24 protein-coding genes, 2 tRNA genes and 1 pseudogene are annotated in these 23245 nt (G+C 68.8%); 15 read left to right on the forward strand and 12 right to left on the reverse strand.

Annotated features, from left to right (window positions below; all coding sequences use genetic code 11):
• Window positions 1-128: 128 nt before the first annotated feature.
• The gene (locus tag AC1XX3_RS11080) at window positions 129-425 is read right to left on the reverse strand and encodes a DUF6703 family protein (protein ID WP_483321186.1); all 297 of its coding nucleotides are present in this window, start codon (window positions 423-425) and stop codon (window positions 129-131) included.
• Between the two features lie 53 nt (window positions 426-478).
• Here AC1XX3_RS11080 and AC1XX3_RS11085 point away from each other — a divergent pair, with 53 nt between their 5' ends.
• From AC1XX3_RS11085 to AC1XX3_RS11110, 6 genes are all read left to right on the forward strand, one after another.
• Window positions 479-799, forward strand: a complete 321-nt coding sequence (locus tag AC1XX3_RS11085) for an antibiotic biosynthesis monooxygenase family protein (RefSeq protein ID WP_483321187.1) — start codon at window positions 479-481, stop codon at window positions 797-799.
• Between the two features lie 77 nt (window positions 800-876).
• Entirely contained in the window at window positions 877-2268 is a 1392-nt protein-coding gene (locus tag AC1XX3_RS11090; protein ID WP_483321188.1) for a glycine--tRNA ligase, read from the forward strand.
• Between the two features lie 5 nt (window positions 2269-2273).
• Complete coding sequence (gene dusB, locus AC1XX3_RS11095; protein ID WP_483321189.1) at window positions 2274-3419, forward strand: tRNA dihydrouridine synthase DusB; 1146 nt, start codon at window positions 2274-2276, stop codon at window positions 3417-3419.
• Window positions 3420-3459: 40 nt separating this feature from the next.
• Window positions 3460-4536 (forward strand): HD domain-containing protein, encoded by a 1077-nt coding sequence (locus AC1XX3_RS11100; RefSeq protein ID WP_483322085.1) that lies wholly within the window; start codon window positions 3460-3462, stop codon window positions 4534-4536.
• A gap of 29 nt (window positions 4537-4565) precedes the next feature.
• Window positions 4566-5036, forward strand: a complete 471-nt coding sequence (locus AC1XX3_RS11105; RefSeq protein WP_483321190.1) for a hypothetical protein — start codon at window positions 4566-4568, stop codon at window positions 5034-5036.
• Window positions 5033-5980 (forward strand): hypothetical protein, encoded by a 948-nt coding sequence (locus tag AC1XX3_RS11110; RefSeq protein WP_483321191.1) that lies wholly within the window; start codon window positions 5033-5035, stop codon window positions 5978-5980. Before AC1XX3_RS11105 ends, AC1XX3_RS11110 begins: the two co-directional genes overlap by 4 nt.
• Window positions 5981-5986: 6 nt before the next feature.
• Here AC1XX3_RS11110 and AC1XX3_RS11115 read toward each other — a convergent pair.
• Window positions 5987-6322: pseudogene (locus AC1XX3_RS11115) on the reverse strand (thiol-disulfide oxidoreductase DCC family protein); the annotation flags it as partial.
• A 44-nt stretch (window positions 6323-6366) separates the two neighbouring features.
• Here AC1XX3_RS11115 and dnaG point away from each other — a divergent pair.
• Window positions 6367-8295 carry a DNA primase gene (dnaG, locus tag AC1XX3_RS11120; protein ID WP_483321192.1) on the forward strand — a complete coding sequence of 643 codons (1929 nt, stop codon included), beginning with the start codon at window positions 6367-6369 and terminating at the stop codon, window positions 8293-8295.
• A gap of 83 nt (window positions 8296-8378) precedes the next feature.
• Entirely contained in the window at window positions 8379-9233 is an 855-nt protein-coding gene (locus AC1XX3_RS11125; RefSeq protein WP_483321193.1) for a sigma-70 family RNA polymerase sigma factor, read from the forward strand.
• Window positions 9234-9235: 2 nt separating this feature from the next.
• Here AC1XX3_RS11125 and AC1XX3_RS11130 read toward each other — a convergent pair.
• The 3 genes from AC1XX3_RS11130 to AC1XX3_RS11140 form a co-directional block, all read right to left on the reverse strand.
• A tRNA-Asn gene (locus AC1XX3_RS11130) sits at window positions 9236-9308 on the reverse strand.
• Window positions 9309-9344: 36 nt separating this feature from the next.
• Entirely contained in the window at window positions 9345-9878 is a 534-nt protein-coding gene (locus AC1XX3_RS11135) for a hypothetical protein (RefSeq protein ID WP_483321194.1), read from the reverse strand.
• Window positions 9879-9884: 6 nt separating this feature from the next.
• Window positions 9885-11309, reverse strand: a complete 1425-nt coding sequence (locus AC1XX3_RS11140) for an alpha,alpha-trehalose-phosphate synthase (UDP-forming) (RefSeq protein ID WP_483321195.1) — start codon at window positions 11307-11309, stop codon at window positions 9885-9887.
• Between the two features lie 98 nt (window positions 11310-11407).
• Here AC1XX3_RS11140 and otsB point away from each other — a divergent pair, with 98 nt between their 5' ends.
• From otsB to AC1XX3_RS11165, 5 genes are all read left to right on the forward strand, one after another.
• Window positions 11408-12259 carry a trehalose-phosphatase gene (otsB, locus tag AC1XX3_RS11145; protein ID WP_483321196.1) on the forward strand — a complete coding sequence of 284 codons (852 nt, stop codon included), beginning with the start codon at window positions 11408-11410 and terminating at the stop codon, window positions 12257-12259.
• On the forward strand, window positions 12256-12453 hold the full coding sequence (locus AC1XX3_RS11150) for a hypothetical protein (RefSeq protein WP_483321197.1): 198 nt from the start codon (window positions 12256-12258) through the stop codon (window positions 12451-12453). The genes otsB and AC1XX3_RS11150 overlap by 4 nt, the downstream gene beginning before the upstream one ends.
• 53 nt (window positions 12454-12506) lie before the next feature.
• Window positions 12507-12580: transfer RNA gene (locus tag AC1XX3_RS11155), tRNA-Ile, on the forward strand.
• A gap of 178 nt (window positions 12581-12758) precedes the next feature.
• Window positions 12759-13499, forward strand: coding sequence for a glycine-rich domain-containing protein (locus tag AC1XX3_RS11160; protein ID WP_483321198.1), 741 nt, complete (start codon window positions 12759-12761; stop codon window positions 13497-13499).
• A gap of 628 nt (window positions 13500-14127) precedes the next feature.
• Window positions 14128-14580: a glycosyl-4,4'-diaponeurosporenoate acyltransferase CrtO family protein gene (locus tag AC1XX3_RS11165; RefSeq protein ID WP_483321199.1), complete on the forward strand. Its 453-nt coding sequence runs from the start codon at window positions 14128-14130 to the stop codon at window positions 14578-14580.
• Between the two features lie 57 nt (window positions 14581-14637).
• Here the strand turns inward: AC1XX3_RS11165 and AC1XX3_RS11170 are convergent, their stop codons facing one another.
• Genes AC1XX3_RS11170 through AC1XX3_RS11185 form a run of 4 tightly spaced genes read right to left on the reverse strand, consistent with a single transcriptional unit; the run spans window position 14638 to window position 18670 of the window.
• Window positions 14638-15378: a glycerophosphodiester phosphodiesterase gene (locus AC1XX3_RS11170; protein ID WP_483321200.1), complete on the reverse strand. Its 741-nt coding sequence runs from the start codon at window positions 15376-15378 to the stop codon at window positions 14638-14640.
• Window positions 15379-15398: 20 nt separating this feature from the next.
• A complete protein-coding gene (locus AC1XX3_RS11175; RefSeq protein WP_483321201.1) occupies window positions 15399-16775 on the reverse strand; it encodes an ABC transporter substrate-binding protein in 1377 nt (458 codons plus the stop codon).
• Between the two features lie 54 nt (window positions 16776-16829).
• Window positions 16830-17702: a carbohydrate ABC transporter permease gene (locus AC1XX3_RS11180; protein WP_483321202.1), complete on the reverse strand. Its 873-nt coding sequence runs from the start codon at window positions 17700-17702 to the stop codon at window positions 16830-16832.
• On the reverse strand, window positions 17702-18670 hold the full coding sequence (locus AC1XX3_RS11185; protein ID WP_483321203.1) for a carbohydrate ABC transporter permease: 969 nt from the start codon (window positions 18668-18670) through the stop codon (window positions 17702-17704). The genes AC1XX3_RS11180 and AC1XX3_RS11185 overlap by 1 nt, the downstream gene beginning before the upstream one ends.
• Window positions 18671-18939: 269 nt before the next feature.
• Here AC1XX3_RS11185 and AC1XX3_RS11190 point away from each other — a divergent pair, with 269 nt between their 5' ends.
• Window positions 18940-19734, forward strand: coding sequence for a DeoR/GlpR family DNA-binding transcription regulator (locus tag AC1XX3_RS11190; RefSeq protein WP_483321204.1), 795 nt, complete (start codon window positions 18940-18942; stop codon window positions 19732-19734).
• Between the two features lie 114 nt (window positions 19735-19848).
• On the opposite strand, the gene AC1XX3_RS11195 is transcribed toward AC1XX3_RS11190, so the two are convergent.
• Together AC1XX3_RS11195 and AC1XX3_RS11200 are read right to left on the reverse strand one after the other, a co-directional pair.
• Entirely contained in the window at window positions 19849-20163 is a 315-nt protein-coding gene (locus AC1XX3_RS11195) for a hypothetical protein (protein WP_483321205.1), read from the reverse strand.
• Window positions 20164-20375: 212 nt separating this feature from the next.
• Window positions 20376-21956, reverse strand: coding sequence for an HNH endonuclease signature motif containing protein (locus AC1XX3_RS11200; RefSeq protein ID WP_483321206.1), 1581 nt, complete (start codon window positions 21954-21956; stop codon window positions 20376-20378).
• A 66-nt stretch (window positions 21957-22022) separates the two neighbouring features.
• Here AC1XX3_RS11200 and AC1XX3_RS11205 point away from each other — a divergent pair, with 66 nt between their 5' ends.
• Entirely contained in the window at window positions 22023-22520 is a 498-nt protein-coding gene (locus AC1XX3_RS11205) for a metallophosphoesterase family protein (RefSeq protein WP_483321207.1), read from the forward strand.
• Between the two features lie 3 nt (window positions 22521-22523).
• Here AC1XX3_RS11205 and AC1XX3_RS11210 read toward each other — a convergent pair whose 3' ends face one another.
• Entirely contained in the window at window positions 22524-23195 is a 672-nt protein-coding gene (locus AC1XX3_RS11210; protein WP_483321208.1) for a Type 1 glutamine amidotransferase-like domain-containing protein, read from the reverse strand.
• Window positions 23196-23245: the final 50 nt, after the last annotated feature.

Below are 23245 nucleotides of genomic sequence, written 5' to 3' on the forward strand. Positions count from 1 at the left end.
GACGGGCATTACGGTGGGACATGAGGACCTCCGGACGGTAGAAGACTTCGACATCTCCACCGCACCCGGAGGTCCTCGCTACGTCAACCACCCGACCGAAGTGTCACCAACCTCTTGGCCGAGTACAGCTAGAACCGCGTGCTCGCGAGCACGACCACCAACACGATCATCGCCACCCGCATCAGCCGCCCCGACGCCGCCACCACCGGCCAGGACAGATAGCTGATCCAGACCAGGAAGGCCAGCACCACAGCGAACGCGAGCAGGGCCAGCGGCAACGGGGCGAAGGCGCCGACGGCCACCAGCACCAGCGTGGCCACCGGCACCAGCAGGCGCGGCAGCGCGTGCAGCTTGAGCAGCAGCGGGCGGCTGGCGGCCTCGATCCGGGTACGTGACGAGGGTGGGCGGGCGGGGGTGTCAGCCATGCGGGAAGTGTGCCATGAGACGGCGTCCGTCAGCCGAGCCCTACGCTGGCCGGGTGATCGTGCTCAGCAGGTTCCGTGTCCCCGAGGCCGACGTCGCGGGGTTCGTGCCGCAGGCGCGCGCCGCCGTCGAGGTGCTTCGCCAGCGTGACGGGTTCCTCAGCGCCGACCTGGGGCGCAACGTGGACGACCCGGAGCTGTTCACCATCACCACCCGCTGGACCAACGTCGGCTCCTACCGGCGAGCCTTGTCGGGATATGAGTCCAAGGTGGTCGTGGTGCCGCTGCTGTCCCTGGCGGTCGATGAGCCGTCGGCGTACGAGGACGTCGAGCTGGTCGGGGAAAACCAGGCGCGTGGTTCGGTGCCGGGCCGATAACGTCGCGACCGCTAACCTTAGACGTCCGACGCCATCCCAGCCGGGGGTGGCGCGTGTCGTGTGTTTGGAGAAGTTTCGTGGCCCCCACCAGCCGTCTCGACAATGTCATCAGCCTCTGCAAGCGCCGGGGGTTCGTGTTCCCCTCCGGTGAGATCTACGGCGGTACGCGATCGGCCTGGGACTACGGCCCGCTCGGTGTGGAGCTGAAGGAGAACATCAAGAAGCAGTGGTGGCGCAACGTCGTCACCTCCCGCGACGACGTGGTCGGCCTCGACTCCTCGGTGATCCTGCCGACCAAGGTCTGGGAGGCCTCGGGCCACCTGAACGCGTTCGTGGACCCGCTGATCGAGTGCCTCAGCTGCCACCGCCGGTTCCGTGAGGACCACCTGCAGGAGGAGTACGCCGAGCGCAAGGGTCTGCCCGACCCGGACGCCGTCGCCACCACTGAGATCCCGTGCCCGCACTGCGGCACCCGCGGCCAGTGGACCGAGCCGCGGATGTTCAACGGCCTGCTCAAGACCTACCTCGGCGTCACCTCTGACGAGTCGGGCCTGCACTACCTGCGGCCGGAGACAGCCCAGGGCATCTTCGTCAACTTCGCCAACGTGGTGAACACCACCCGGAAGAAGCCGCCGTTCGGCATCGGCCAGGTCGGCAAGTCCTTCCGCAACGAGATCACGCCGGGCAACTTCATCTTCCGTACCCGCGAGTTCGAGCAGATGGAGATGGAGTACTTCGTGGTGCCCGGCACCGACGAACAGTGGCACCAGTACTGGATCGACAACCGGACCGACTGGTACACGGGCCTCGGCATCTCCCGTGACAACCTGCGCCACTTCGAGCACCCGCAGGAGAAGCTGTCGCACTACTCCAAGCGGACCGTCGACATCGAATACCGGTTCGGCTTCGCCGGCAGTGAGTGGGGCGAGCTGGAGGGCATCGCCAACCGGACCGACTTCGACCTCAAGACGCACAGCGAGCACTCCGGCGCCGACCTGTCCTACTTCGACCAGGCCAACAACGAGCGGTTCATCCCGTACGTGATCGAGCCGGCGGCCGGCCTGACCCGGGCGATGATGGCGTTCCTGATCGAGTCCTACGTCGAGGACGAGGCGCCGAACACCAAGGGCGGAGTGGACAAGCGGACCGTGCTCCGGCTGGACCCGCGGCTGTCGCCGGTCAAGGCCGCGGTGCTGCCGCTGTCGCGGAACGAGGCGCTCTCGCCCAAGGCGCGCGACCTGGCCACCGAGCTGCGGGCGTACTGGAACGTCGACTTCGACGACGCGCAGGCCATCGGACGCCGCTATCGCCGACAGGACGAGATCGGCACCCCGTTCTGCATCACCGTCGACTTCGACACGCTGGAAGACGATGCGGTGACCATCCGCTCGCGCGACACCATGGCGCAGGAGCGCGTTGCGCTGTCGTCGGTGCGGGACTATCTGGCCACCCGTCTGGTGGGTTGCTGATCTTGGTGGCTTCTCTCCAGCGGGCGCCCGCCCTGCAGCTCGGACCGTTGACGGTGACCACGCCGGTGGTGCTGGCCCCGATGGCCGGCATCACCAACGCGGCCTACCGGCAGCTCTGTCGCGAGCAGGGGGCCGGGCTGTACGTCTGCGAGATGATCACCTCGCGCGGCATCGTGGAGCGGGACCGCAAGACGCTGCAGATGCTGACCTTCGACCCGGGCGAGACCGTTCGGTCGGTGCAGCTCTACGGCGTCGATCCCGAGACGATGGCGCAGGCGACCGAGATCCTCTGCAACGAGTACGGGGTCGGCCATGTCGACCTCAACTTCGGCTGCCCGGTGCCCAAGGTGACCCGCAAGGGGGGCGGGGCGGCGCTGCCCTACAAGCGGGACCGGCTGGCGGCCATCCTGACTCGGACCGTTCAGGCGGGTGAGCGCTACGGCGTACCGGTGACGATGAAGACCCGCAAGGGGATCGACGCCGACCACCTGACCTTCGTCGACGCCGGGCGGATCGCCCAGGACGCCGGCTGTGCGGCGATCGCGCTACACGGACGGACGGCGGCCCAGGCGTACTCCGGCCAGGCGGACTGGGACGCCATCGCCGAGCTGGCGGCAGCGGTGGACATCCCGGTGCTGGGCAACGGCGACATCTGGGAGGCGTCCGACGCGCTCCGGATGGTCGAGCAGACGGGGGTCGCCGGGGTGGTGATCGGGCGGGGCTGCCTCGGCCGGCCGTGGCTGTTCCGCGACCTGGCCGACGCCTTCGCCGGCCGCGCCACCCGGGTGCTGCCGACGCTCGGCGAGGTGGCGGCGATGATCCGCCGGCACGCCGAGCTACTGGCCGCGCTGATGGGCGAGCAGCACGGCCTGACCGATCTGCGCAAGCACATGGCCTGGTATCTCAAGGGCTTCCCGGTCGGCGGCGAGATCCGGCGCGGGCTGGGTCTGGTCTCCTCCTTCGCCGACCTCGACCGGCAGCTGGACCGGCTGGACCCGGACGTGGCCTTCCCGGTGACCGAGCTCGGTCTGCCGCGCGGTCGCCAGGGCACGCCGCGGGACCGGGTGGCGCTGCCGGAGGGCTGGCTGGACGACACCTCAGGCCGCGAGCTGGACCTCACCGAGGCGGAAGTCGGGATCTCTGGTGGCTGATCCGGAGATCTCCCCCCGGGCGCAGGCCTGGGCGACCACCATGGCGGGGCACACGACCGGTGCCCTGGTCCGCGCCCACGCCTCCTCCTCGGCTCGGGTCGAGCGGGGGACGCCGGTGCACCGCGAGCTGCGCGAGGAGCGCCAGCGGTTGCTGCTGCGTCCGGGCGCCACCTTCGCCGCCGGCGCCGGGCATCGCGCCCGAGACGAGGAACCGGACCCGGAACGGACCTGCTTCGAGCGTGACCGGGACCGGATCGTGCACTCCACCGCCTTCCGTCGGCTGGCGGGCAAGACCCAGGTGGTGGTCTATCCCGACGACCACCAGCGGACCCGGCTGACCCATGCCCTGGAGGTGGCCCAGGTCGCCACCTCCATCGCCCGCGGGGTCGGGGTCAACGTCGACCTCGCCGACGCCATCGCGCTCGGCCACGACTGCGGCCACGGACCCGGTGGACACGCGAGCGAGGACGCCTTCGACCCGTTCATCCCCGAGGGCTACGACCACGGACCCTGGGGCGCCGACGTGGTGCTGGCTGACCTGAACCTGTGTGTCGAGACGCTCGATGGCATCCGCAACCACTCCTGGTCACGGCCGGCCCCGACGACGGTCGAGGGCGAGATCGTCAGCTGGGCCGACCGGATCGCCTACTGCGCGCACGACCTGGAGGACGCCGTCCGGGCCGGCATCGTCGACATCGCCGACCTGCCGGCCGAGGTCGCCGACGTGTGCGGGCGGACCCGGCGCGAGCAGTTGAACACGTTCGTCCACGCCGTGGTCGACGCCGTCAACCAGCACGGCGAGGTGGGCATGGCTGCCGACCAGGCCGGCGCGCTGGCCGGACTGCGGGCCTTCAACTACGAGCGGATCTACGTCCGCCCGGAGTCGCTGGCCCAGTCCCGTGCGGTGGTGGAGGTGCTGCGGGCGCTGGTCGAGTTCTTCCTCGCCCACCCGGACGCGATCTCCACTCCGGTTCCGGCACCACCCGGCAGCGACGCCGCGCTTCGCGCTGCCGTCACCTACGTCGCCGGCATGACCGACCGGTACGCCTTCGCCACGGCCGTTCGCGAGCTCGGTTGGGATCCGGCGCGGCTGCCTCAGGGGATCGACCGCGCCTGACGCCGGCGGCGGTGTGTTGTAATCGGTCGGTGACCGCGACGACCCCCTCGATCGAACCCCGGGGCCGCCCCGGCCGTTGGGCGCGGGCCTGGCGGATCGCGGTGACGCTCGCCGGCATCGTTCTGCTGCTCAACGGCTCGCTGCGGATGAGCGACGACGTCTGGCCCTTCGGGCCGATGTCGCAGTACGCCTTCTCGCCGGCCGACGACGCCACCATCGTGATCACCCGGGTGGAGGGCCGGCTGGCCGACGGCCGCCGGATCGACCTGCCGCTGCGGGTGGAGACCGCAGGCATCGGGCGGGCCGAGATCGAGGCCCGGATCCCACAGATCGAGGCCGATCCGTCGCTGCTGCGCTCGGTCGCCGAGGGCTGGCAGGCCCGGCACCGCGATCAGCCACCGGTGCAGCAGCTGTGGCTGGTCCAAGACGTCACCCGGCTGGTGGATGGCCGCAAGGGCCCGACCGAGCTGGTCGAGCTGGCCACGTGGCGGATCCGATGAGCCCGGATCCGGTGCGGCCGGGTCTCGGCGAACGGGTCACCGGCTGGTTCCTGCCGGTGGTGCCGGCGGCGCGGGTCGCCATCCTGCGCAGCGTCCTCTATGTCTTCGTGCTGCTCGACATGCATCTGCTGGTTCGCGACCCCATCCCGCTCAGCGCCCAGGCCGAGCTCTACCAACCGCTGCTGCTGGCCCGGGTGCTGCACCTACCGCCGCCGAGCGTCCCGCTGGCGTACACGCTGTATGCGGTGCTGTGGATCGGCTGCCTGCTGGGCATTGCCAACCGGGCGCCACGGCTGGCCGGCTTCACCGTCGCCGCCGCCTTCACCTGGTGGACCGCGATCGGGATGAGCTACGGCAAGGTCGACCACGACCACCTGGCCCTGGTGGTCGCGTTGTGGGTGCTGCCCACGGTCGGCGCGGTCCGGGGCCGCTGGCGGTCGACCGAATATTCGGCCGCGGCCGGGTGGGCGCTCAAGTGCATCCAGATCGCGGTGGTGGCGACGTACTTCTTGTCCGCGCTGACCAAGATCCGTAGCGGTGGCTGGAGCGTCACCTCTTGGCCGCAGAGTGCCATCCTGCTGTGGGCCATCGTCCGGCGTCCGCACGGGCTCGGGCAGTTCCTGCTGCCGTACCCGGGACTGCTGCGGGTGATGCAGTGGGGCGCGTTCCTGGCCGAGCTCAGCTCGCTGGTGGTGCTGTGGCTGCGCGGCCGGGCCCTGCTGCTGGCGGCGCTGTTCTGGCTGGGCTTCCATGTCTTCACCGTCGCCCTGCTCTACATCCACTTCGCGCCGACCATCATCTGCTGGCTGGCGTTCGCCCCGCTAGAGCGCTGCGGACCCTGGTTTCGACGGGTCGTAGCCCGGCGGCGGGAGCGCGCAGGCCGGCGAGCCTCCCGGCATCCGCTGCCGGTTGGCGGCGATCAGCCGATAGACAGCCGCGGCTAGCCGGCGGACGCCGGGCAGACCCATCACCGTGCCCAGCAGCGAGTACGGCCGACCGCGATAGCGCAGCCAGGCCGCGAACGCCTCCGCACCGCCGAGCACGGTGCCGTCGGTGCCGACCCACAGCACCTCGCGGGAGGCTCGTTCGGGGGTGGTGCCGAGCGCCGCCAGGTCGCTGAACTGCCACGGCACCAGCTGGGCGTCTTCGGTCTGCCCGGGTGCGCGTCGGCGAAGCCGCTCGGCCACCCAGGTGGCCGAGGTCGTGCAGAAGCCGCAGTCCCCGTCGAAGATCACCAGTGGCCGGGCTCGGGTCGGGGTCGGTGCGGGGCTGTCCACGTTCGTCACTGTAGCTGTGCTGACGGGGGCCGCGGCGTCAGTAGACTGCAGGGGTGGCAGGGCGGATCAACGACGAGGACATCACCGCCGTACGTGACCGCGCGAAGATCGAGGACGTCGTCGGGGCGTACGTGGCCCTGCGGGGCGCCGGTGGCGGGTCGATGAAGGGCCTGTGCCCGTTCCACGACGAGAAGACCCCCAGCTTTCAGGTCACGCCGTCGCGTGGCTTCTTCTACTGCTTCGGCTGCGGCGAGGGCGGCGACGTCATCAGCTTCATGCAGAAGATCGACAACCTGTCGTTCACCGAGGCGATCGAGCGGCTGGCCGACAAGGTCGGCATCGTGCTGCGCTACACCGAGGACTCCGGCCCGCGGCAGCCCGCCGGTGCGCGGATGCGGCTGATGGAGGCGCACAAGGAGGCCGCCGACTTCTACGCCGAGCAGCTGATGACCCCGGAGGCGCTGGCCGGTCGCCGGTTCCTGGCCGAACGGGGCTTCGACCGTGAGGTGGCCGAGAGGTTCGGCATCGGCTTCGCCCCCCGCTCCGGCCGGGCTCTGCTGCAGCATCTGCGGGCCAAGGGATTCCGCGACGAGGAGATGGTCACCGGCGGGCTGATCCGGGAGAAGGGCTATGACTTCTTCCGCGGCCGGCTGCTGTGGCCGATCCGCGACTCCGGCCGGCAGGTGGTGGGCTTCGGTGCCCGCCGGCTGTTCGACGACGACTTCATGCCGGCCAAATATCTGAACACTCCCGAGACGCCGCTGTACAAGAAATCGCAGGTGCTCTACGGGCTCGACCTGGCCCGGCAGCAGATCGGCAAGAAGAGCCAGGCCGTGATCGTCGAGGGCTACACCGACGTGATGGCCGCGCACCTGGCCGGGGTGGATACCGCCATCGCGTCCTGCGGGACCGCGTTCGGCGACGACCACGCCCGGCTGCTGCGGCGGCTGATGGGCAACCACGACGCCTTCCACGGTGAGGTCATCTTCACCTTCGACGGAGACGCCGCCGGTCAGGCCGCGGCGCTGAAGGTGTTCAGCGGCGACCAGAACTTCATCGCCCAGACCTACGTCGCGGTGGAGCCCACCGGGCTCGACCCGTGCGACCTGCGGCTGCAGCACGGCGACGCCGCCGTACGCGAGCTGGTGGCCCGGCGGGTGCCGCTCTATCGGTTCGTGATGACCAACGTGCTGAGCCAGTACGACCTCGACCGCGCCGACGGTCGGCTCTCCGCCCTGCGCGCAGCGGCGCCCCTGGTCGCCAGCATCCGCGACACCGGGCTCATCGGCGGCTATGCCCGTGAGCTGGCCGGGCTGCTCGGGATGGACGTGGAGGAGGTGCGCTCGGAGGTGATGCGAGCCGCCTCGCGCTCGTCACGGAGTCGGGTGGAAGCCGGTCGTCACGACCGGCGGGAGGAGGCGGAGCGCCGGGAGGAATACCGCAGCGGCGCCGAGGTGCCATCGGACGACGACGGTCCGCCGCGTCGGGCCGAGGGTCCGCCGCTGCCCGATCCCCGCGACCGGCTGCTGGCCACCGAGCGGGAGACCGCGAAGCTGCTGATCCAGGCGCCGGGACTGTTCCGACCCGGCTGGGACGGTCTCAGCGTGGCCGACTTCACCCACCCCGCGTACGCCGCGGTGTTCACCAGCGTCGAGAAGGCGCTGGCCGAGGAGGAGAGCGGCGACTGGATCCACCGGGTGTCATCCGCCGCGGAGCACGACCGGATCCGGTCTCTGGTCGCGGCCCTCGCGGTGGAGCCGCTGCCGATCCAGGGTGAGGTGGACGCTCGGTTCGTAGTGGCGCACAGCTCAGGGCTCCAGCTGCTCACCGTGATGCGCCAGATCGCCGACCTGAAGTCGCGGCTGCAGCGGACCAACCCGGTCGAGGAGCCCACTCGCTACAACCAGATGTTCTCCGAGCTGGTGGTGCTCGAAGCCCGCCGCAAGGAGCTGCACAACCGCAGCCTGGGCGCCCTCGACTGACGCTGCTGTGCACAGCGGGTTTCCCGTCCACAGCCCGACCGGCGCCGAAGCGCGACGTCTCGTCGTCGGCCCAGGGTGGAGCCATGACGATGGTGGCGGGAGATCTGGCCCGGGAACGGCTGCTGAGCGCCGCCGACGAGGTTGAGCTGGGCCTCCGGATCGAGGCGGGGGTGCTCGCCCGGGCGGAGCTCGCTGCGGGGCTGGAGGGCGTCACCGGCGCGACGGCGGGGGAGCTGACCGCCCTGGTCGAGGAGGGCGAGCGGGCCCGGCAGCGGTTCATCGCGGCCAACCTGCGGCTGGTCGCGATGGTCGCACGGCCGGCGGCACTGCGCAGCGGTCTGCCGGTGTCCGACCTGTTCCAGGAGGGGTGTCTCGGGCTGATTCATGCCGTCCAGCGGTTCGACTGCCGTCGCGGCAACCGGTTCGCCACCTACGCGTTGTTCTGGGTTCGGGCGTTCGTGGGGGCGGCCACCGCCAGCCACTGCGGGGCCCTCAACCTGCCGTCCGGTCGCGCCGAGCAGCTGCGGGTGGCCCGGGGGGTGCAGAGCCGGCTCACCCAGGCGCTGGGGCGTCCGGCGACCGCGGCCGAGGTGGCGACGGAGCTCGGTCGGGGGGAGGCCTGGGTGTCCGACCTCTTGGCCCATCAGGCGCCGGAGTCGATCGAGGCGGTGGCGGATCGGCTGCCCGACGGCGGCGCCGATCCGTACGAGCAGGTGCTGGCGGCCGATCGACCCGGGGAGGAGCTGCTGGAGCGGCTCAGCGACGACCAGCGGTCGGTGCTGCGGCTGCGGCTCGGCTTCGCCGACGGACAGGCCCGCTCCTATGCCGAGACGGCACGGGCACTGAGCTGGCCGACCGGGCGGGTTCGCCGGTTGGAGACGGCGGCTCTGGAGGAGCTCCGCGGAATCTGCCCGCAGGAGGCCTCGGTACATCTGTGAAGCTCCCCCGGTTGGACTCGAACCAACAACCCTCCGGTTAACAGCCGAATGCTCTGCCAATTGAGCTACAGGGGATCAACGATCGTGCGGTTATGAACCCTACCAGCCAACTCACGCCATGTCGTATTCGGCCCGCACCGATGCGATCGCGGCGTCCGCGATCTCCTGCACACCCTCGGTCTGCCAGCTCAGCCCGCGGCCCAACGTGGCGTGCCAGCTGATGGCGGCAGCAGGATCTGACAGGTCGCGCCGTCCCGCGACGACCACGCCACGGTCGCCGCGGATCGGGATGAACCGCTCGACCATGATGCTCGCCGCCACGCGTTCGCGGAACACTTCTGGCAACTGGCCAGGCTCCACCAGCCGGACGGATCCGCGGCGGCCGCCGTAGCGGACCCAGCTCAAGGTGTCGTTCTCGTTGTTCCACTCACCGCGCTCGATCTCGTGCCAGGCGATGTGCTCCCATCCGTCCGCGTCGCCGACGCTGAGCACGGCCATGGTGGCGACGGCGTACCCGTCGACGGCGGCGGCCCAGGCCAGGATCCGGCGGGGCCACTTCGGTGTCGTCGCCATCGACGCGACGAACGCCTGATGGACCAGCGGAGGCAGACCGCGGCTGCGGCGCCACCAGCCAGGGCGAGGCACGACCGGTCAGCCCTTCGTGCTGCTGAGGTCCTGCAGGAACAGCGACGCCCAGCGGTCGATGTCGTTCTCGAACACCTGGCGGCGCAGGATGCGCATCCGGCGGGCCTTGGCCCGGGCGGAGTCGTTGAACGCCTCCATCAGGCGGTCTTTCATCCCGTTGATGTCGTAGGGGTTGACCAGATACGCCTGCCGCAGCTCCTTGGCCGCGCCGGCGAACTCGCTGAGCACCAGGGCGCCGTCGTCTCCGGAGCGGCACGCGACGTACTCCTTCGCCACCAGGTTCATCCCGTCGCGGAGCGGGGTGACGACCATGACGTCAGCCGCGCGATAGAGGGCGGCCATCTCCTCGCGGGGATAGGACGAGTGGAGGTAGGTGATCGGCGGACGCCCGATCCGCCCGATGTCGCCGTTGATCCGGCCGACCAGCCGGTCGATGTCGTCGCGCAGGATCCGGTATTGGTCGACCCGCTCCCGCGACGGGGTGGCGACCTGGACGAAGACCGACTCCTCCGGGTCGAGCACGCCGTCGGTCACCAGCTCGCCGAAGGCGCGGATCCGTTCCGGCAGACCCTTGGTGTAGTCCAGCCGGTCGACGCCCAAGAAGATGCACTTCGGGTCGCCGAGGTCGTGCCGGATCTTCTCGGCGCGCGCCTTCGTCTCCTCGGTGTTGGCCAGCTCCTGGAGCCCGGAGGCGTCGATCGAGATCGGGTACGCGCGGGCGAGCACGGTCCGGTTGTCCGGCAGCCGTACTTCGTCGCGGTGGGTCTGGTAATGCAGCCGCTGGCGGACCAGGCGGACGAAGTTCTGCGCGCCGCCCGGCAGCTGGAACCCGACCAGATCGGCGCCCAGCAGCCCTTCGAGGATCTGGTTGCGCCAGGGCAGCTGCTGATAGAGCTCGGTCGGGGGGAACGGGATGTGCAGGAAGAAGCCGATCCGCAGGTCGGGCCGTTGGGTCCGCAGCATCTGGGGGACCAGCTGCAGCTGGTAGTCCTGGACCCAGACGACCGCGTTCTCCTCGGCCACCTCGGCGGTCCGGTCCGCGAACCGCTGGTTCACCTTGACGTACGCATCCCACCACTCACGGTGGAACTCCGGGTGCGCGACCACGTCGTGGTAGAGCGGCCACAGGGTGCCATTGGAGAAGCCCTCGTAGTATTCCTCGACCTCCTGGGCCGACAGCGGCACCGGGACGAGCTGCAGGCCACTGTCGACGAAGGGGTCCAGCTCCTCGTCCGCGGCGCCGTGCCAGCCGACCCACGCGCCGTCATTCGCGCGCATGACGGGCTCCAGCGCGGTGACGAGCCCACCCGGCGACGTCCGCCAGTCGGTGGAGCCGTCCGGCAGCTCGATCCGGTCAACCGGCAACCGGTTGGCCACCACCACGAATGACGCGGTGGGGGTGGGGTCGGACTTCCGTGGCTTCGTACTCATTGGCTCGCGGCCTCCCTAGGCGTGTCCGACTGACCCTAACGGGTCGGCTGGGGCGAGCCGACTGGTGCCCGCGCCGACCGGTCTGAGAAGGTCAGATCATGAACTCGACAGGACCCGTCTCCGACCTGGGAATCGCCGCGATGCAGGCGGTGATGGAGCGACCCGGTGACACCTTGGTGGCCGTGGACTTCGACGGCACGTTGTCCCCGATCATCGACGACCCGGAGCAGGCGTACGCCCATCCCGCAGCGGTGAATGCGCTGTCGCGACTCGGCCACTACGTCGGCACCGTCGCCGTCATCACCGGCCGCCCGGCGCGCACCGCCGTCCGACTGGGTGGCTTCGCGGAGGTGGTCGGGCTGGAGTCCATGATCGTGTTGGGTCAGTACGGCGTGGAGCGCTGGGAGGCGTCGACCGGGGAGTTCATCATCCCGCCGGAGCCGGACAGCGTCGCGGCGGTGGCCGAGGAGCTGCCGAAGATCCTGCAGCGCCTGGGGTTGACCGGCGTGCGGGTCGAGAACAAGGGGCGGGCGATCGGTGTGCACACCCGCGAGCTGGACAACTCGGTCGAGGCCTTCGAGCAGCTGGCTGAGCCGCTCGGTGACCTGGCCGCGGCACACGGGTTGCTGATCGAGCCCGGCAAGAACGTACTGGAGATTCGCGCGCCCGGGATCGACAAGGGCGAGGCGCTGCGCAACCTGGTGGCCGAGCGTGGGGCGCGCCAGGTGATCTTCGCCGGCGATGACCTGGGCGATCTGCCGGCCTTCCGTGCAGTCGAGCAGCTGCGGACCGAAGGGGTGCTCGGGCTGTTGGTGTGTTCCGCCTCGCACGAGGAGGATGCGCTGACTCAGATCTCCGACCTCATCGTGGAGGGTCCTGAAGGTGTGGCGGAGTGGCTGTCACGGTTGGCGGACAGCCTGGAAGCGCGACGGGGTAGCGTCGGAGGATGACCACAGAGCGGAACCACGACGAGGCAGCCGACCACGACCGGGTGGAGGAGCGTGCACACCTGCTCCCCGAGGAGCTGGCCGTCGGCAGCGACGACCCCGAGGCTCAGGCGGCGGCCATCCTGGCCGAGTCCGAAGAGCGGGTGATGGATCCCGAGGGCACCCGCAAGGAGTCCAGCCAGACACTGGGTGAGTAGGTCCTCCCGGGTCGGCGCCGGTCGGGCTAGGGTGTCCGTCGGGTCGACGACCCGGGGCGGTAGCTCAGCCGGTTAGAGCAGGGGACTCATAATCCCTGGGTCGTGGGTTCGAGCCCCACCCGCCCCACTCCTGCAAGATCGGAAAGCATCACTCTGGCTGCAGCAGACCGGTCCAGCTGTGTGTCCGAAGCGCGGCAGCCTCGAACCCGTGGTGAGGTACCGTCACTGGGCCGGGTGTCGACGAGGCCCTGCCCTGACATCGGCGGCATTCGCACTGCGGGGCCGTCTTGAGAGGGAGCTTTTCCGTGCCGCTCGCCATCGTCGAGTTCTCCGTGATCACTGTTATCGCCATCGCACTTCTCTCGTTGCTCGCGTTGATGGCTCTCGTCCGCCTCGCGCTGACCGTCCGCACCCTGATTCTCCGCCGCAGCAACCGCAGGCAGGGGACGGCAGCCGCCTCCTCGTCCGGTCGGCGTGTCGACCGCGCCTTCGTCCTCGGGTACACCTTCCCCGCGGGGATGCTGGACCGGGTCCTGGAGCGGTGCCCGCGCGAGGCTGACCGGTCCGAGGTTGAGCTGGGGCTGCGCCAGTTCCTGATCGCCGCGGGAGAGGCCGCAGCTGACGGGGCGGGCGCAGGGATGCCGAGCCGGACTGTCGACGAGGCGTGGCACGAGTTCATCACCTACACCCGCGCCTACGCCGTCTTCTGCAACCAGGCGTTCGGCCGGTTCCTCCACCACGAGCCTGAGGTGACGATGACCGGTGAGCAGTCCTGGCAGGACCAGGCGGCGGCGATGGCCCGCACCTGGGACTCCGCCTGCCGGACCGAGCATTTGGACGAGCGCCGCACCGACGTTGCTCCCGCCCTGTTCCGTTCCGATGTGACTGCAGAGGTCGAGGGGGCGAGGTCCTATGTCGCATCGTGCGGCGAGAAGCCGGGCAGCTGCCAGGTCGCCGACGGCACCGTCTGCGTGGCCCACCAGCTGCGGGAACCGGCTGAGCCTGTGCACTGGCCCATGGGCAGGCACCTCGTCTGGAGCGATTAGTTCGACCGCCTCCTGTGCCGGGCGATCAGCGGAACCGTAACGTTATGAAAGGCTTCTTGCTGCGGGCGTAAGAAGTCGTCCCCTCGCTGCTGCGAAGGAACCTTGTCAACCGCTGCCGCACGCAGACCTGGGGCCCCTGGGTCGCGGTTCGAGCCAACCCGCCCCACTCGTCCTCGTCAGAAGGACGGCATCACCGTTCGGCTGCGGGTGCCGTACACGTGGTGGTGCTGGCGACCTCGCTCAGTAGCTCCCGGGCGCTGCGGGGATCATCGGCGGTGATGCCGTCGACTCCGAGAGCGATGGCACGGTCGGCGTCGATGGCGCCGCGCAGGGGCCAGGCGCAGACCCGGATCCCGTCCGCTGCGCCGACTGCACCACCTCGGCAGCCAGACCGTCCCAGCCGCTGTAGAGGAAGGCTCTGGCTAGGATCTGGGGATGACGGGGGATCGACGAACACGAGCAGTAGCACGCGCGGTATCCGGGTGATGTGATGGCAGCGCCTAGTGGACAACTTGGCACGGCGACTGCGGGTCTGGTGATCGGTCTCGGACTAGCGGTCGCTGGCTGGTTCGCCATCGGACCCGATCACCTCGCCTACGCGTTCGTTGTCCAGGGCGCCCTTCTCTTCATGGCGCTCCTGACAGGTCCAGCACTGGTGGACGTTGCCCGCTACCGCTACCGGGTCAGACCATTCGAGCCACGGATTTACACCCTGCTGGGAGCGGAGGCACTCCGACGCTTACTCGACCTCGTCGGCTGGAACAGGATCATCAAACAGATGCGTGAAACAGAGCAAGGAGCATCAGGCACAGCCCGCTTCCTTAGAGGGACCGAGCAGTCCGAAACCGGTCACCTTGTCGGCTTCTCCGCTACCGCAGTACTGGCCATCCTGGCCGCAGCTACCGCACATCCTCGAGGCGCTGCACAGATTCTGCTTCTCGGGATGATCCTTCACGTGTATCCGGTCATGATCCAGCGCAGCACCCGCTTTAGAGTCACCAGCCGTCGAACCACATCAATGGAAGCGGACGCTGAAGGGTCCCTACGGGGCGCCGAGCAAATCCACACAGGCGAGGTGTAGGCAGTCCACCCGCGCAGGACGTTCCTTATTCAGAGGGCTCGGCCAGGTGATGAGCGATCACCGTCTGGCCGCCTGTCCTGTGGACGCCGTCGCGCCGCCACCGCCGGCACCCACAACCTGGCTCAGCCACTGGCGGGCGCTGCGGGGATCATCGGCGGTGATGCCGTCGACTCCGAGAGCGATGGCACGGTCGGCGTCGATGGCGTCGCGCAGGGGCCAGCCGCAGACCCGGATCCCGTCCCGCTGCGCCGACTGCACCACCTCGGGAGTCAGACCGTCCCAGCCGCTGTAGAGGACCTCGACCCCGAGCTGACGCGCCGTGGCGCCGGCCTCGTCGGTATACCTGCTGACGATGAAGCCCCGTTCGATCTCGGGCAGAGCCGTACCGACCTCCTCGAGCACCTCAGGGCGAAAGCAGGTGATCAGCCACCGCGCCGGCTCGGGCCGATTGCGGAGCAGATCGGCGACGACCGGCACGGCGGCCGGTGCCTTGATCTCGATCTGCAGTGGCACGGTGGTGAGGTCAAGCACCTCCGGCAGCGACATCAACCGCTGCTCGCGGGGCAGCGGGACACCGCGCAGCTGTTCCCAGGTGAGCTCGCTGACCGGCGTAGCGTCGGCGGCGCCCCCCGTCACCCGGACCAACGTGGCGTCGTGGCTGATCACCGCCACGCCGTCGGCGCTGAGGCGCACGTCGAACTCGATCTCGTCCGCGCCGTGGCGCTCGGCGGTGACCATGCTCAGTGCCGTGTTCTCCGGCGCATGGGCCATCGCTCCGCGGTGTCCTGTTATCACCATCTGCTTCTCCTTCGTTGTCATCAGGCTGCCAGCTTCGTCGGATACTGCTTGGCAATCTTGTCGGTGCTTCGCTGCAGGTCTTTGGCGGTCGCCCGCATGATGGCGACCGGATCCTCGGCGCCAGCGTAGATCCGCTGCAACGACGTCTTCATCTTGGTGATGCACGTCGGCACGTACCGTCGGACCAGGTCGGGACCCGAGGCGATTTCCAGCTGCTTCACCGCCAACCCATAGTTGGGGTTGTCGGCCGACAGCTGTCGGATCACCGACGACGTGCTGGCACTGGTGGTGCAGGGCAGATACCCGGTCTGTGCAGCCCACCCGGCGGACTGCTCCTCGGCCGCCAAGAACTTGATCAGCTCGAAGGCCGCTTGCTTGCGTTCCGCGCTGGAATAGCGCAGGACTGCGAGACCTCCGCCTCCTGTCGGCACCCCGGTCTGTGCCTGCTTGGGCAAGAAGCCGGCACCGACATCGAAGGTGGCCGTCTTAGAGATCTTGGTCAATGATCCGGTCGAGGCCTGGATACAGGCGACCATGCCGCTGGTGAAGTCGTTGACGTGGTCCTGTGCGAGATAGCCCGCCTTGTCGACGTGGATGATGTCGTGCTCGAACTGGGCCGCGGCCAGCGACTCCGGTGAGTCCAGGGTCACGTCCAGGCCCTGGGAGATCCCACCATCGAAGCTCCACAGGGTCCCCTGGAAATACCAGTCGTCGGAACCGGCGTACGCCCGCATCCGCGGTGTGGCGCCGCGATAGTCGATCGTGGCGACCTCGCGCCCCCAGTCGCGGAACTCGTCCCAGGTCGCTGGTGCCCGGCGCGGCAGGCCCGCCGCCGCCAACAGGTCGGCGTTGAAGTACATCAACGGTGTGGACCGGGCGAAAGGAGTCCACCAGATCGAGCCGCCCACCCGGCCTTCGTTGAGCAGCCGTGGGTGGAAGGCCTCCGGGCTGAAGCTGGCGTCGAAGTAGCCATCGAGAGGTTCCAGGGTCTCGTTCAGGTAGTAGCGGTTCCACGAGACGTCGGACAGGACGGCCAGGTCCGGGATCTGACGTGCCTGCAGGCCGGCCGCGAGTTTCTGGTCGACGCCGTCGTAGCCCTCGAACGTCTGGACCTCGACGTAGATGTCGGACTGGGTCTGATGGAACTTGTCGATCAGGCCCGCGAGGATGCCGAGGTTGTCCCCGGTGAAGGAGCTCCAGAAGACGATCCGCAACCGCCCGGCGAACTCTCCCGGCACTCGGCCCTTCGGCTGCTTGTAGTCGACGCCGAGGCTTCCACACCCGGTGAGTGCGATGCCGCCGAGAGCAGCGGCACTGAGGGTCGATGTCAGCAGGCGGCGACGGGTGAGGGTCGCAGGCCCCGCCGACGACAGGGGAGCAGCAGATGATCCGGACATGGCGCAGAGGTTTCCTTTGCGGTAGGAGCGTGCGGAGCCGCGACGAGTGGGCGGTCAGCGGGAGACGGCGGCGCCGGTCAGGCCGGAGACGATGTAGCGGCGGGCGATGAGGAAGAGCACCAGCATCGGGGCGATCACCAGCACGGTGCCTGCCATGATCGTTCCCCAGTTGTCGACGCCCTCGTTGCTCTTCAGAAACATCAGCCCGATGGTCAGGGTGCGCATGTCGTCGGAGTTGGTGGCGATCAGCGGCCAGATGAACCCGTTCCACTCATCGATCAGAGCCAGCAGCGCGACCGTGATCACGGCCGGTCGGGAGATCGGCACCACGAAGTGCAGGAGCCGCCTCAGGTGGGAGGCTCCGTCGAGCTCTGCGGCTTCCAAGACCTCGCTCGGCAGCGAGAGGAAGTGTTGCCGCAACAAGAAGGTCCCGAACGCCGACGCGACACCGGGCAAGATGATGCCGGCGTAGCTGTTCACCAGACCGAGCCGGCCGATGGTGATGAAGTTGATCAGCAACGTCACATGTCCGGGCACCATCAGCGCGCCGAGCATCAGCAAGAAGATGATCCGTTTGCCGGGGAACGGCAAGAAGGCGAAGGCGTAGGCGGTGAGTACGGCGAGCACCAGTTTGAGTGCTGCCCCGACGATGGTGATGATCACCGAGTTCACGAGGTAGCGGCCGAACGGCGCCGCCCGCCAGGCATCGGCGAAGTTGCCGAACTCCAGGCTCGGCGGTATCAGCTTGAGCGGCCAGCTGTAGATGTCTGCGCTGGGCTTGAGTGCTGAGGACGCCAGCCAGTACAGCGGAATCACGAACACAAGTGCCACCACGACCAGCAGCAGGTAGCGGACGATCCGGCCCGGACCTTTGCGGCTGCCATGGTTCTGCTGCTGGGGCAGGGTGAGCGTCGGCGACGTTGCCATCAGTAGTGCACCTTCCGTTCGACGAACCGCAGCTGGATCGCGGTCACGACCAGCAGGATGGCGAACATGATCATTCCGCCGGAGGCGGCATATCCGGCGTCGAAGCTGCGGAAGCCCTGGTCGTAGATGAACCAGCTCAAGGTGGTGGTGGCGCCACCCGGGCCGCCGCCGGTCATCATCGCGATGACATCGAACGACTGGAAGGCACTGATGACCGTCGTCACCAAGACGAAGAAGGTGGTGGGGGACAACAGCGGGAAGATCACCTGCCAGAAGGTCTGCCAGTTGTTCGCGCCATCCAGCATGGCGGCCTCGCGGACGTCGCGGGAGATTCCCCGCAGGGCCGCCAGATAGATGATGGCCACGAACCCGACGTCCTTCCAGATCGAGACGATCAGCAACGCGGGCAGTGCCCACGTCGTGGAGGAGGTCCACGCAGGCGAGTCGACACCGAGCAGGCTGAAAGCGGCCCGCGAGAGGCCGTAGTTGGGATCGAAGATGAACAGCCAGATCGCTGCGATGGCCGCGCCGGACAGCACATGGGGCAGGAAGCCCACAGTGGTGACGAAACCGCTGCCGCGGAGGTTTCCGGCCAGCAGCACAGCGATCGCCAGTCCCAGACCGCCGCAGCCGACCACGATGACCACAACCCAGATGGCGGTGGTGCTCAGCACCTTGAGGAAGTTGGGGTCGGTGAACAGCTCGGCGTAGTTCTCGCCGCCGACGAACGTGGGCGTCGGACTGATCATGTCCCAACGGGTCAGGCTCAGATAGATGTTGCCGATCACCGGCCAGTAGGCGAAGACGGCGATCAGGATGAGGTTGGGGAAGGCGAACAGCGCGAACAGGGCGTACTCGCGGCGGCGTCGACGTCGACGGCCGGGTCTGGTGAGGCTGGAGGTTTGCGCGGGAGCGTCGGTCTGCACCGACTCCCGACGGAGGGTGGCCGTCACACTGTTGACACTCACCGGGCCATCTTCACACCGTCTTGTGATAGGAGTCAACGAGTTCTCGACCGCTATTCCGGATCGTTGCGCGGTCCCTGGGTGGGCCCGACCGGATCTTAATCCGCTAGTCAGAGAAGGATTCCGAGCAGGGCGCGGGCAGGAATGGCGGCATCAGCCCCGAAGTTCCAGCTCAGGATTCACCCGTGGTTCACCTGTTAGATATCACGGGGCCAATGTTAGATTTGGCCGCCACGCGGACCAGCCGAGAGTCGCGGGCAAAGGGGGAAGTGATGGCAGCCAACCGCGATCAGCGCAGAAGCGCGATCCTCGACCACCTGGTGGAGGTGGGGACCGCGTCAGCGAAGAGTCTCGCGGAGCGTTTCTCCATTTCGGTGATGACGGTGCACCGCGACCTCGACGAGCTGGAGCGCCGCGGCGCGGTACGGAAGTTCCATGGCGGCGCCAGCGTCGATCGGACGAGCAGCTACGAGATAGCCGCGACCATCCGCCGGAGGCTCGCCGTCACCGAGAAGGTGGCCCTCGGCCGGGCGGCGGCCCGAGGAGTACGCGACGGCCAGTCGATCATGCTCGACGACTCGACCACGGTCGCGACCATGGTGGAGTTCTTGACCGGGTTGGACGGTCTCCGGGTCGCCACCAACTATCTTCCCTCCCTCAACCGGCTGGCCCCGCAGTCGCAGCTGCTGGTGCAGGCGATCGGTGGCCGGTATGACCTGAGCCACGAGTCCTTCCTCGGTATCGGGGCTGTCCAGGCCGTGCAGGCACTTCGAGTCGACACCGTCTTCCTCTCCACGACCACAGTTGATGCCGCCGGGCTGTATCACCAGGAGGAGGCGACTGTCGCCCTGAAGCAGCAGATGATGCGGTCGGCCCGGCACCGGGTGCTGCTCGTCGACGGCACCAAGTTCGGGCAGACATCGCTGCATCGGGTCTGCGGCTGGGACCAGATCGACGAGCTGCTGACTACCGAGCCGGTCGACCCTGAGCTGCTCGCTGCGGTAGCGGAGCAGGGGGTCCGGGTGACGCGCGTGACAACCTCAGACGAAAGCACGCCTCAGGAGTGACGCGTGGTGAACCACCCGCACGCCGAAGTGGCTGCCCCCACCGGTAGCGCTCTCATCTGGTGACAGCACCTTCTGGAGTGAGGGTGCCTGCCCCGCGATCCGGCACCCACCACGCTATGGCCGCACGTTCATGTCCTGCTGTACCCGCCCGAAATACCGTGCGAGGAACATGCTCATCGCCGCGCCGCCGATGGCGAGGCTGACGCGCTCGGCGGAACTGGTACCGCCCTTGGGTAGAGCGAGCATGCCCAGGCCTGCGTTCGTCGCACTCCAGACGACATTGGTCTCGGGGGACGACTCCCCACGGCCGGGCGGGTTCCCGAACGGTGACGGGAAGCGTCGACCTTGCACCCCGCTCACGCCATGTGGCACGGCATTGACCAGCAAAGCTCCTGCGACGAAGCCACGAACCAAGCGACGAACAGACATGGCGTTTCCTTGGCGAGCCGCCGACGAGCGGCTCGGGGTGAGTGAGGGTGGATATCGAGGTGACCACGGCTGCTCCTACGTCAAGGGGCTAGGTCTCCGTGGCACGACGAACGTACCGGGGGCGTCACGGCTCGCGCCGAGGGGTACGGACTTGGGTGCAGGCCTACGTCAGCTCGCAGGTCTCTTCCTGCGACGAGGCTAGGTGGCTCAGTTCACGCTGCGGCTGTAGCAATGGCGGGAGCGCGGCGTTTCCGTTGCAGGGCGGTGGCGGTGTGCCAGATGCGGTCGGTGAAGGCGTTGTTGCCGAGGGCTTGGGTGCCTTGGTTGGTGACCAGGTAGATCCAGCCGTGGGGTGATCGCCAGAGGTATTCCCCGGGTACGGGTTGGCGGAGTCGCCAACGGCCGTGCGTCTTGAGGCGGTGGTGTCCTCGGTCGAGGGGTCCGAGGTTGGCCAGGCTGGTCTGTTGGGGTGGTCCTGGGTTGGCGTAGGGGATGGTGTGGTCGAGGTCCATGGTGCGGCTGAGGCTGGTGCTGTAGGGGAAGGCGTCGGCGGGGTTGCGGAGTCGGAGGGCTTCGCGGTGGCGGTGCGGGATCTCGTACGCGTCCACCGGCGCCGGATACGGGTCGAGCACCGGGCGGACCGTGATCGTGTTCGGGGTGTTGGCCAGGAATCGGCGGATTTGATCCACCGTGACGGGGCCATCACCCTCGATCCGACCCACGAAGCCACCGATGGTGCCCGGGCCGTCGCCTTCGGCCCCACCCCCGGTTCTGCCGACGACGGATGGATTCGCGGGGTCATGAGGGCCGGCGCCGCCGGTGTCGGGAGCGTCGGCGCCGCCGGTGTCGGGGGCGCCCTCGCGGGTTGCGGCCATTAGGGCTTCGTGGCTGAGGTGAATGTACAGCGTGGTCTGCGGCCGCGCCTTCACCGGATCCACTGTCGGTCCGTCGAACCGCACCGACTGATGCGTGTCCACCGGCTCCGGTCCTTCGGCGGTCGGTTCGACCTGATCACACGGGTCACCCTGGTGGGCTTGCAGCAGCGCCAACGCCGTCGCCGGCTGCCCGAGAATCCCGATCGCCTTCGACCGCCGCACCCCGACCGGACCGGTATCGCCTTCCAGCTGAAGAATCTCCGCGATCCGGTTGACCATGGCGACGAACCAGACCACGTCACCGGCGTTGGCCCGGGCGACTAGCACTTTGAGGCCGCCGACTTCGGTGCGGCCGGCGCGGACGAACCGTTCGGCTTCCCACAGTCGGGCCCGTGCTTCCGCTCCGACGGGGTCGGCGCTCATCACCGCCGCCTGCAGCAGGTTCTCAAACCGTGCCCAGGAGATCGCGCCGATCGGACCGGCCACCATGGCATCCACGATCGCCGCTGCGTCGGCTGACAGGTGGCGGGTGTGCTGGGCGACCTTACGCGCCTTCCACCCCCGCACCTCCCCGGCGAGGACTCGCGCCCAGAGCCGCGGGAAGCGGTGCCGCAGATCCAACGCATCGGCCATCTGCGCCGACGCAGCACCGGTGGTGGTCTCCTGCAACGCCCCCAACTCGCCAGCGGCGTACTCCGACACCAACGGTGTCCCATCGCCACCGAGCTGACGGAACCGTTCCTGCCACGGCGGCCCATCGACCAGCACAGCAGCCGGATCGGGTCCGTGCAGGTCAGCCCAGTGCGCCGCAACCACCAACAACCGTGTCTCGGCCGCCACCACCATCCGGTGCAGCTCCGCGACACACGTCGCAGTCGCCGACGTGTCAGCCGGCAGCTCCATCCCAGAATCGAACATACGTACAATTTACGACCCACCACTGACATTTCACCGCACTATCCACAGCCCTGCGAAGATGGCTGCATGCGCGTCGTCGTCCTCTCCGACACTCACAGCCCACGGTTCTGGAAGGGCTGCCCGCCGGCCGTCGCCGCTCAGCTCGAGGGCGCGGACCGTATCCTGCACGCCGGCGACGTCTGCACCGCCGAGGTCCTCACCGAGCTCGAGCAGTTCGCGCCGGTCACCGTCGTGATGGGCAACAACGATCGCCCGGAGGTCGCCCACTGGGGCGCCCCCGAGACCATCGAGTTCGATCTCGGCGGGGTACGTACGGCGATGATCCACGACTCGGGTCCGGCCGCCGGCCGGGTCCGTCGGCTACGGCAGCGGTTCCCGTCGGCGGAGCTGGTGATCTTCGGACATTCGCACATCCCGATGGACGTGACCGAGGGGGACCTGCGGATCTTCAACCCCGGCTCGCCCACTGACAAGCGACGCCAGCCGTACGGCACCTTGGGCATCCTGACTGTCGCGGACGGCGCGCTCATCGGAGCCGAGCTGGTCCCACTGCCGCGTTCCTGAGCGTCAGCCGAGGTCGATCACGGAGCCCGGAGCGAGCTGGCTGACGGTCCCGTCGGCGTCGATCCGCCACGACCCAGCTGGGCCAACGAGGCGCCCGCCGGACCCGTGCACCACCGCGCCGCCGGCTTCGGGCAGGCAGAGCACCGGGATCCCGCGCTCCACCGCCCAGGGCGTTATCGCGGTCACCCGATCACGACGTGCGTGCGGCAGCACGGCGTACGGGCCGACCAGGCCCAGACCCGTGGTGGCGGTGAGGCCGACGTCGTTGGGATCCATGGCCGCGGCGGTGTCGATGTCGGCCCCGGCCAGCACCGCCCCGGCGCTGCCGCCGTAGTACCGCCCGCCGCCGGCCAGGAACCGACCCACCGCGTCGCAAAGACCGGCACGTCGCACCGAGTCCAGCAGCGCGTACGTGTTGCCACCGCCGACCATCAGCAGGTCGAAGGCGGTGAGCTCGTCCGCCGTACGCCCATCCAGCAGCGACCACATCGCCACGCTCACCGAGGAGCCGAGCGCGCCGGTCAGCCAGGCCAGCGCCGACGGATGTCTCTCGACCGGAAGCGCGACCGGCCAGTAGAGGACTCGGTCACCGTCGCGCACCATCTCCTGCCACAGCAGACCTTCGTCGTCGGCCGAGCCGCCGCCACCCAGATACACCGCTCCCGCGTCCGTCATGGCCTCAGTGTGCCGCAAGCAGCTCCCGGGACTCGCGGCCATGACGCTGA

Source organism: Microlunatus sp. M237, assembly GCF_056896895.1.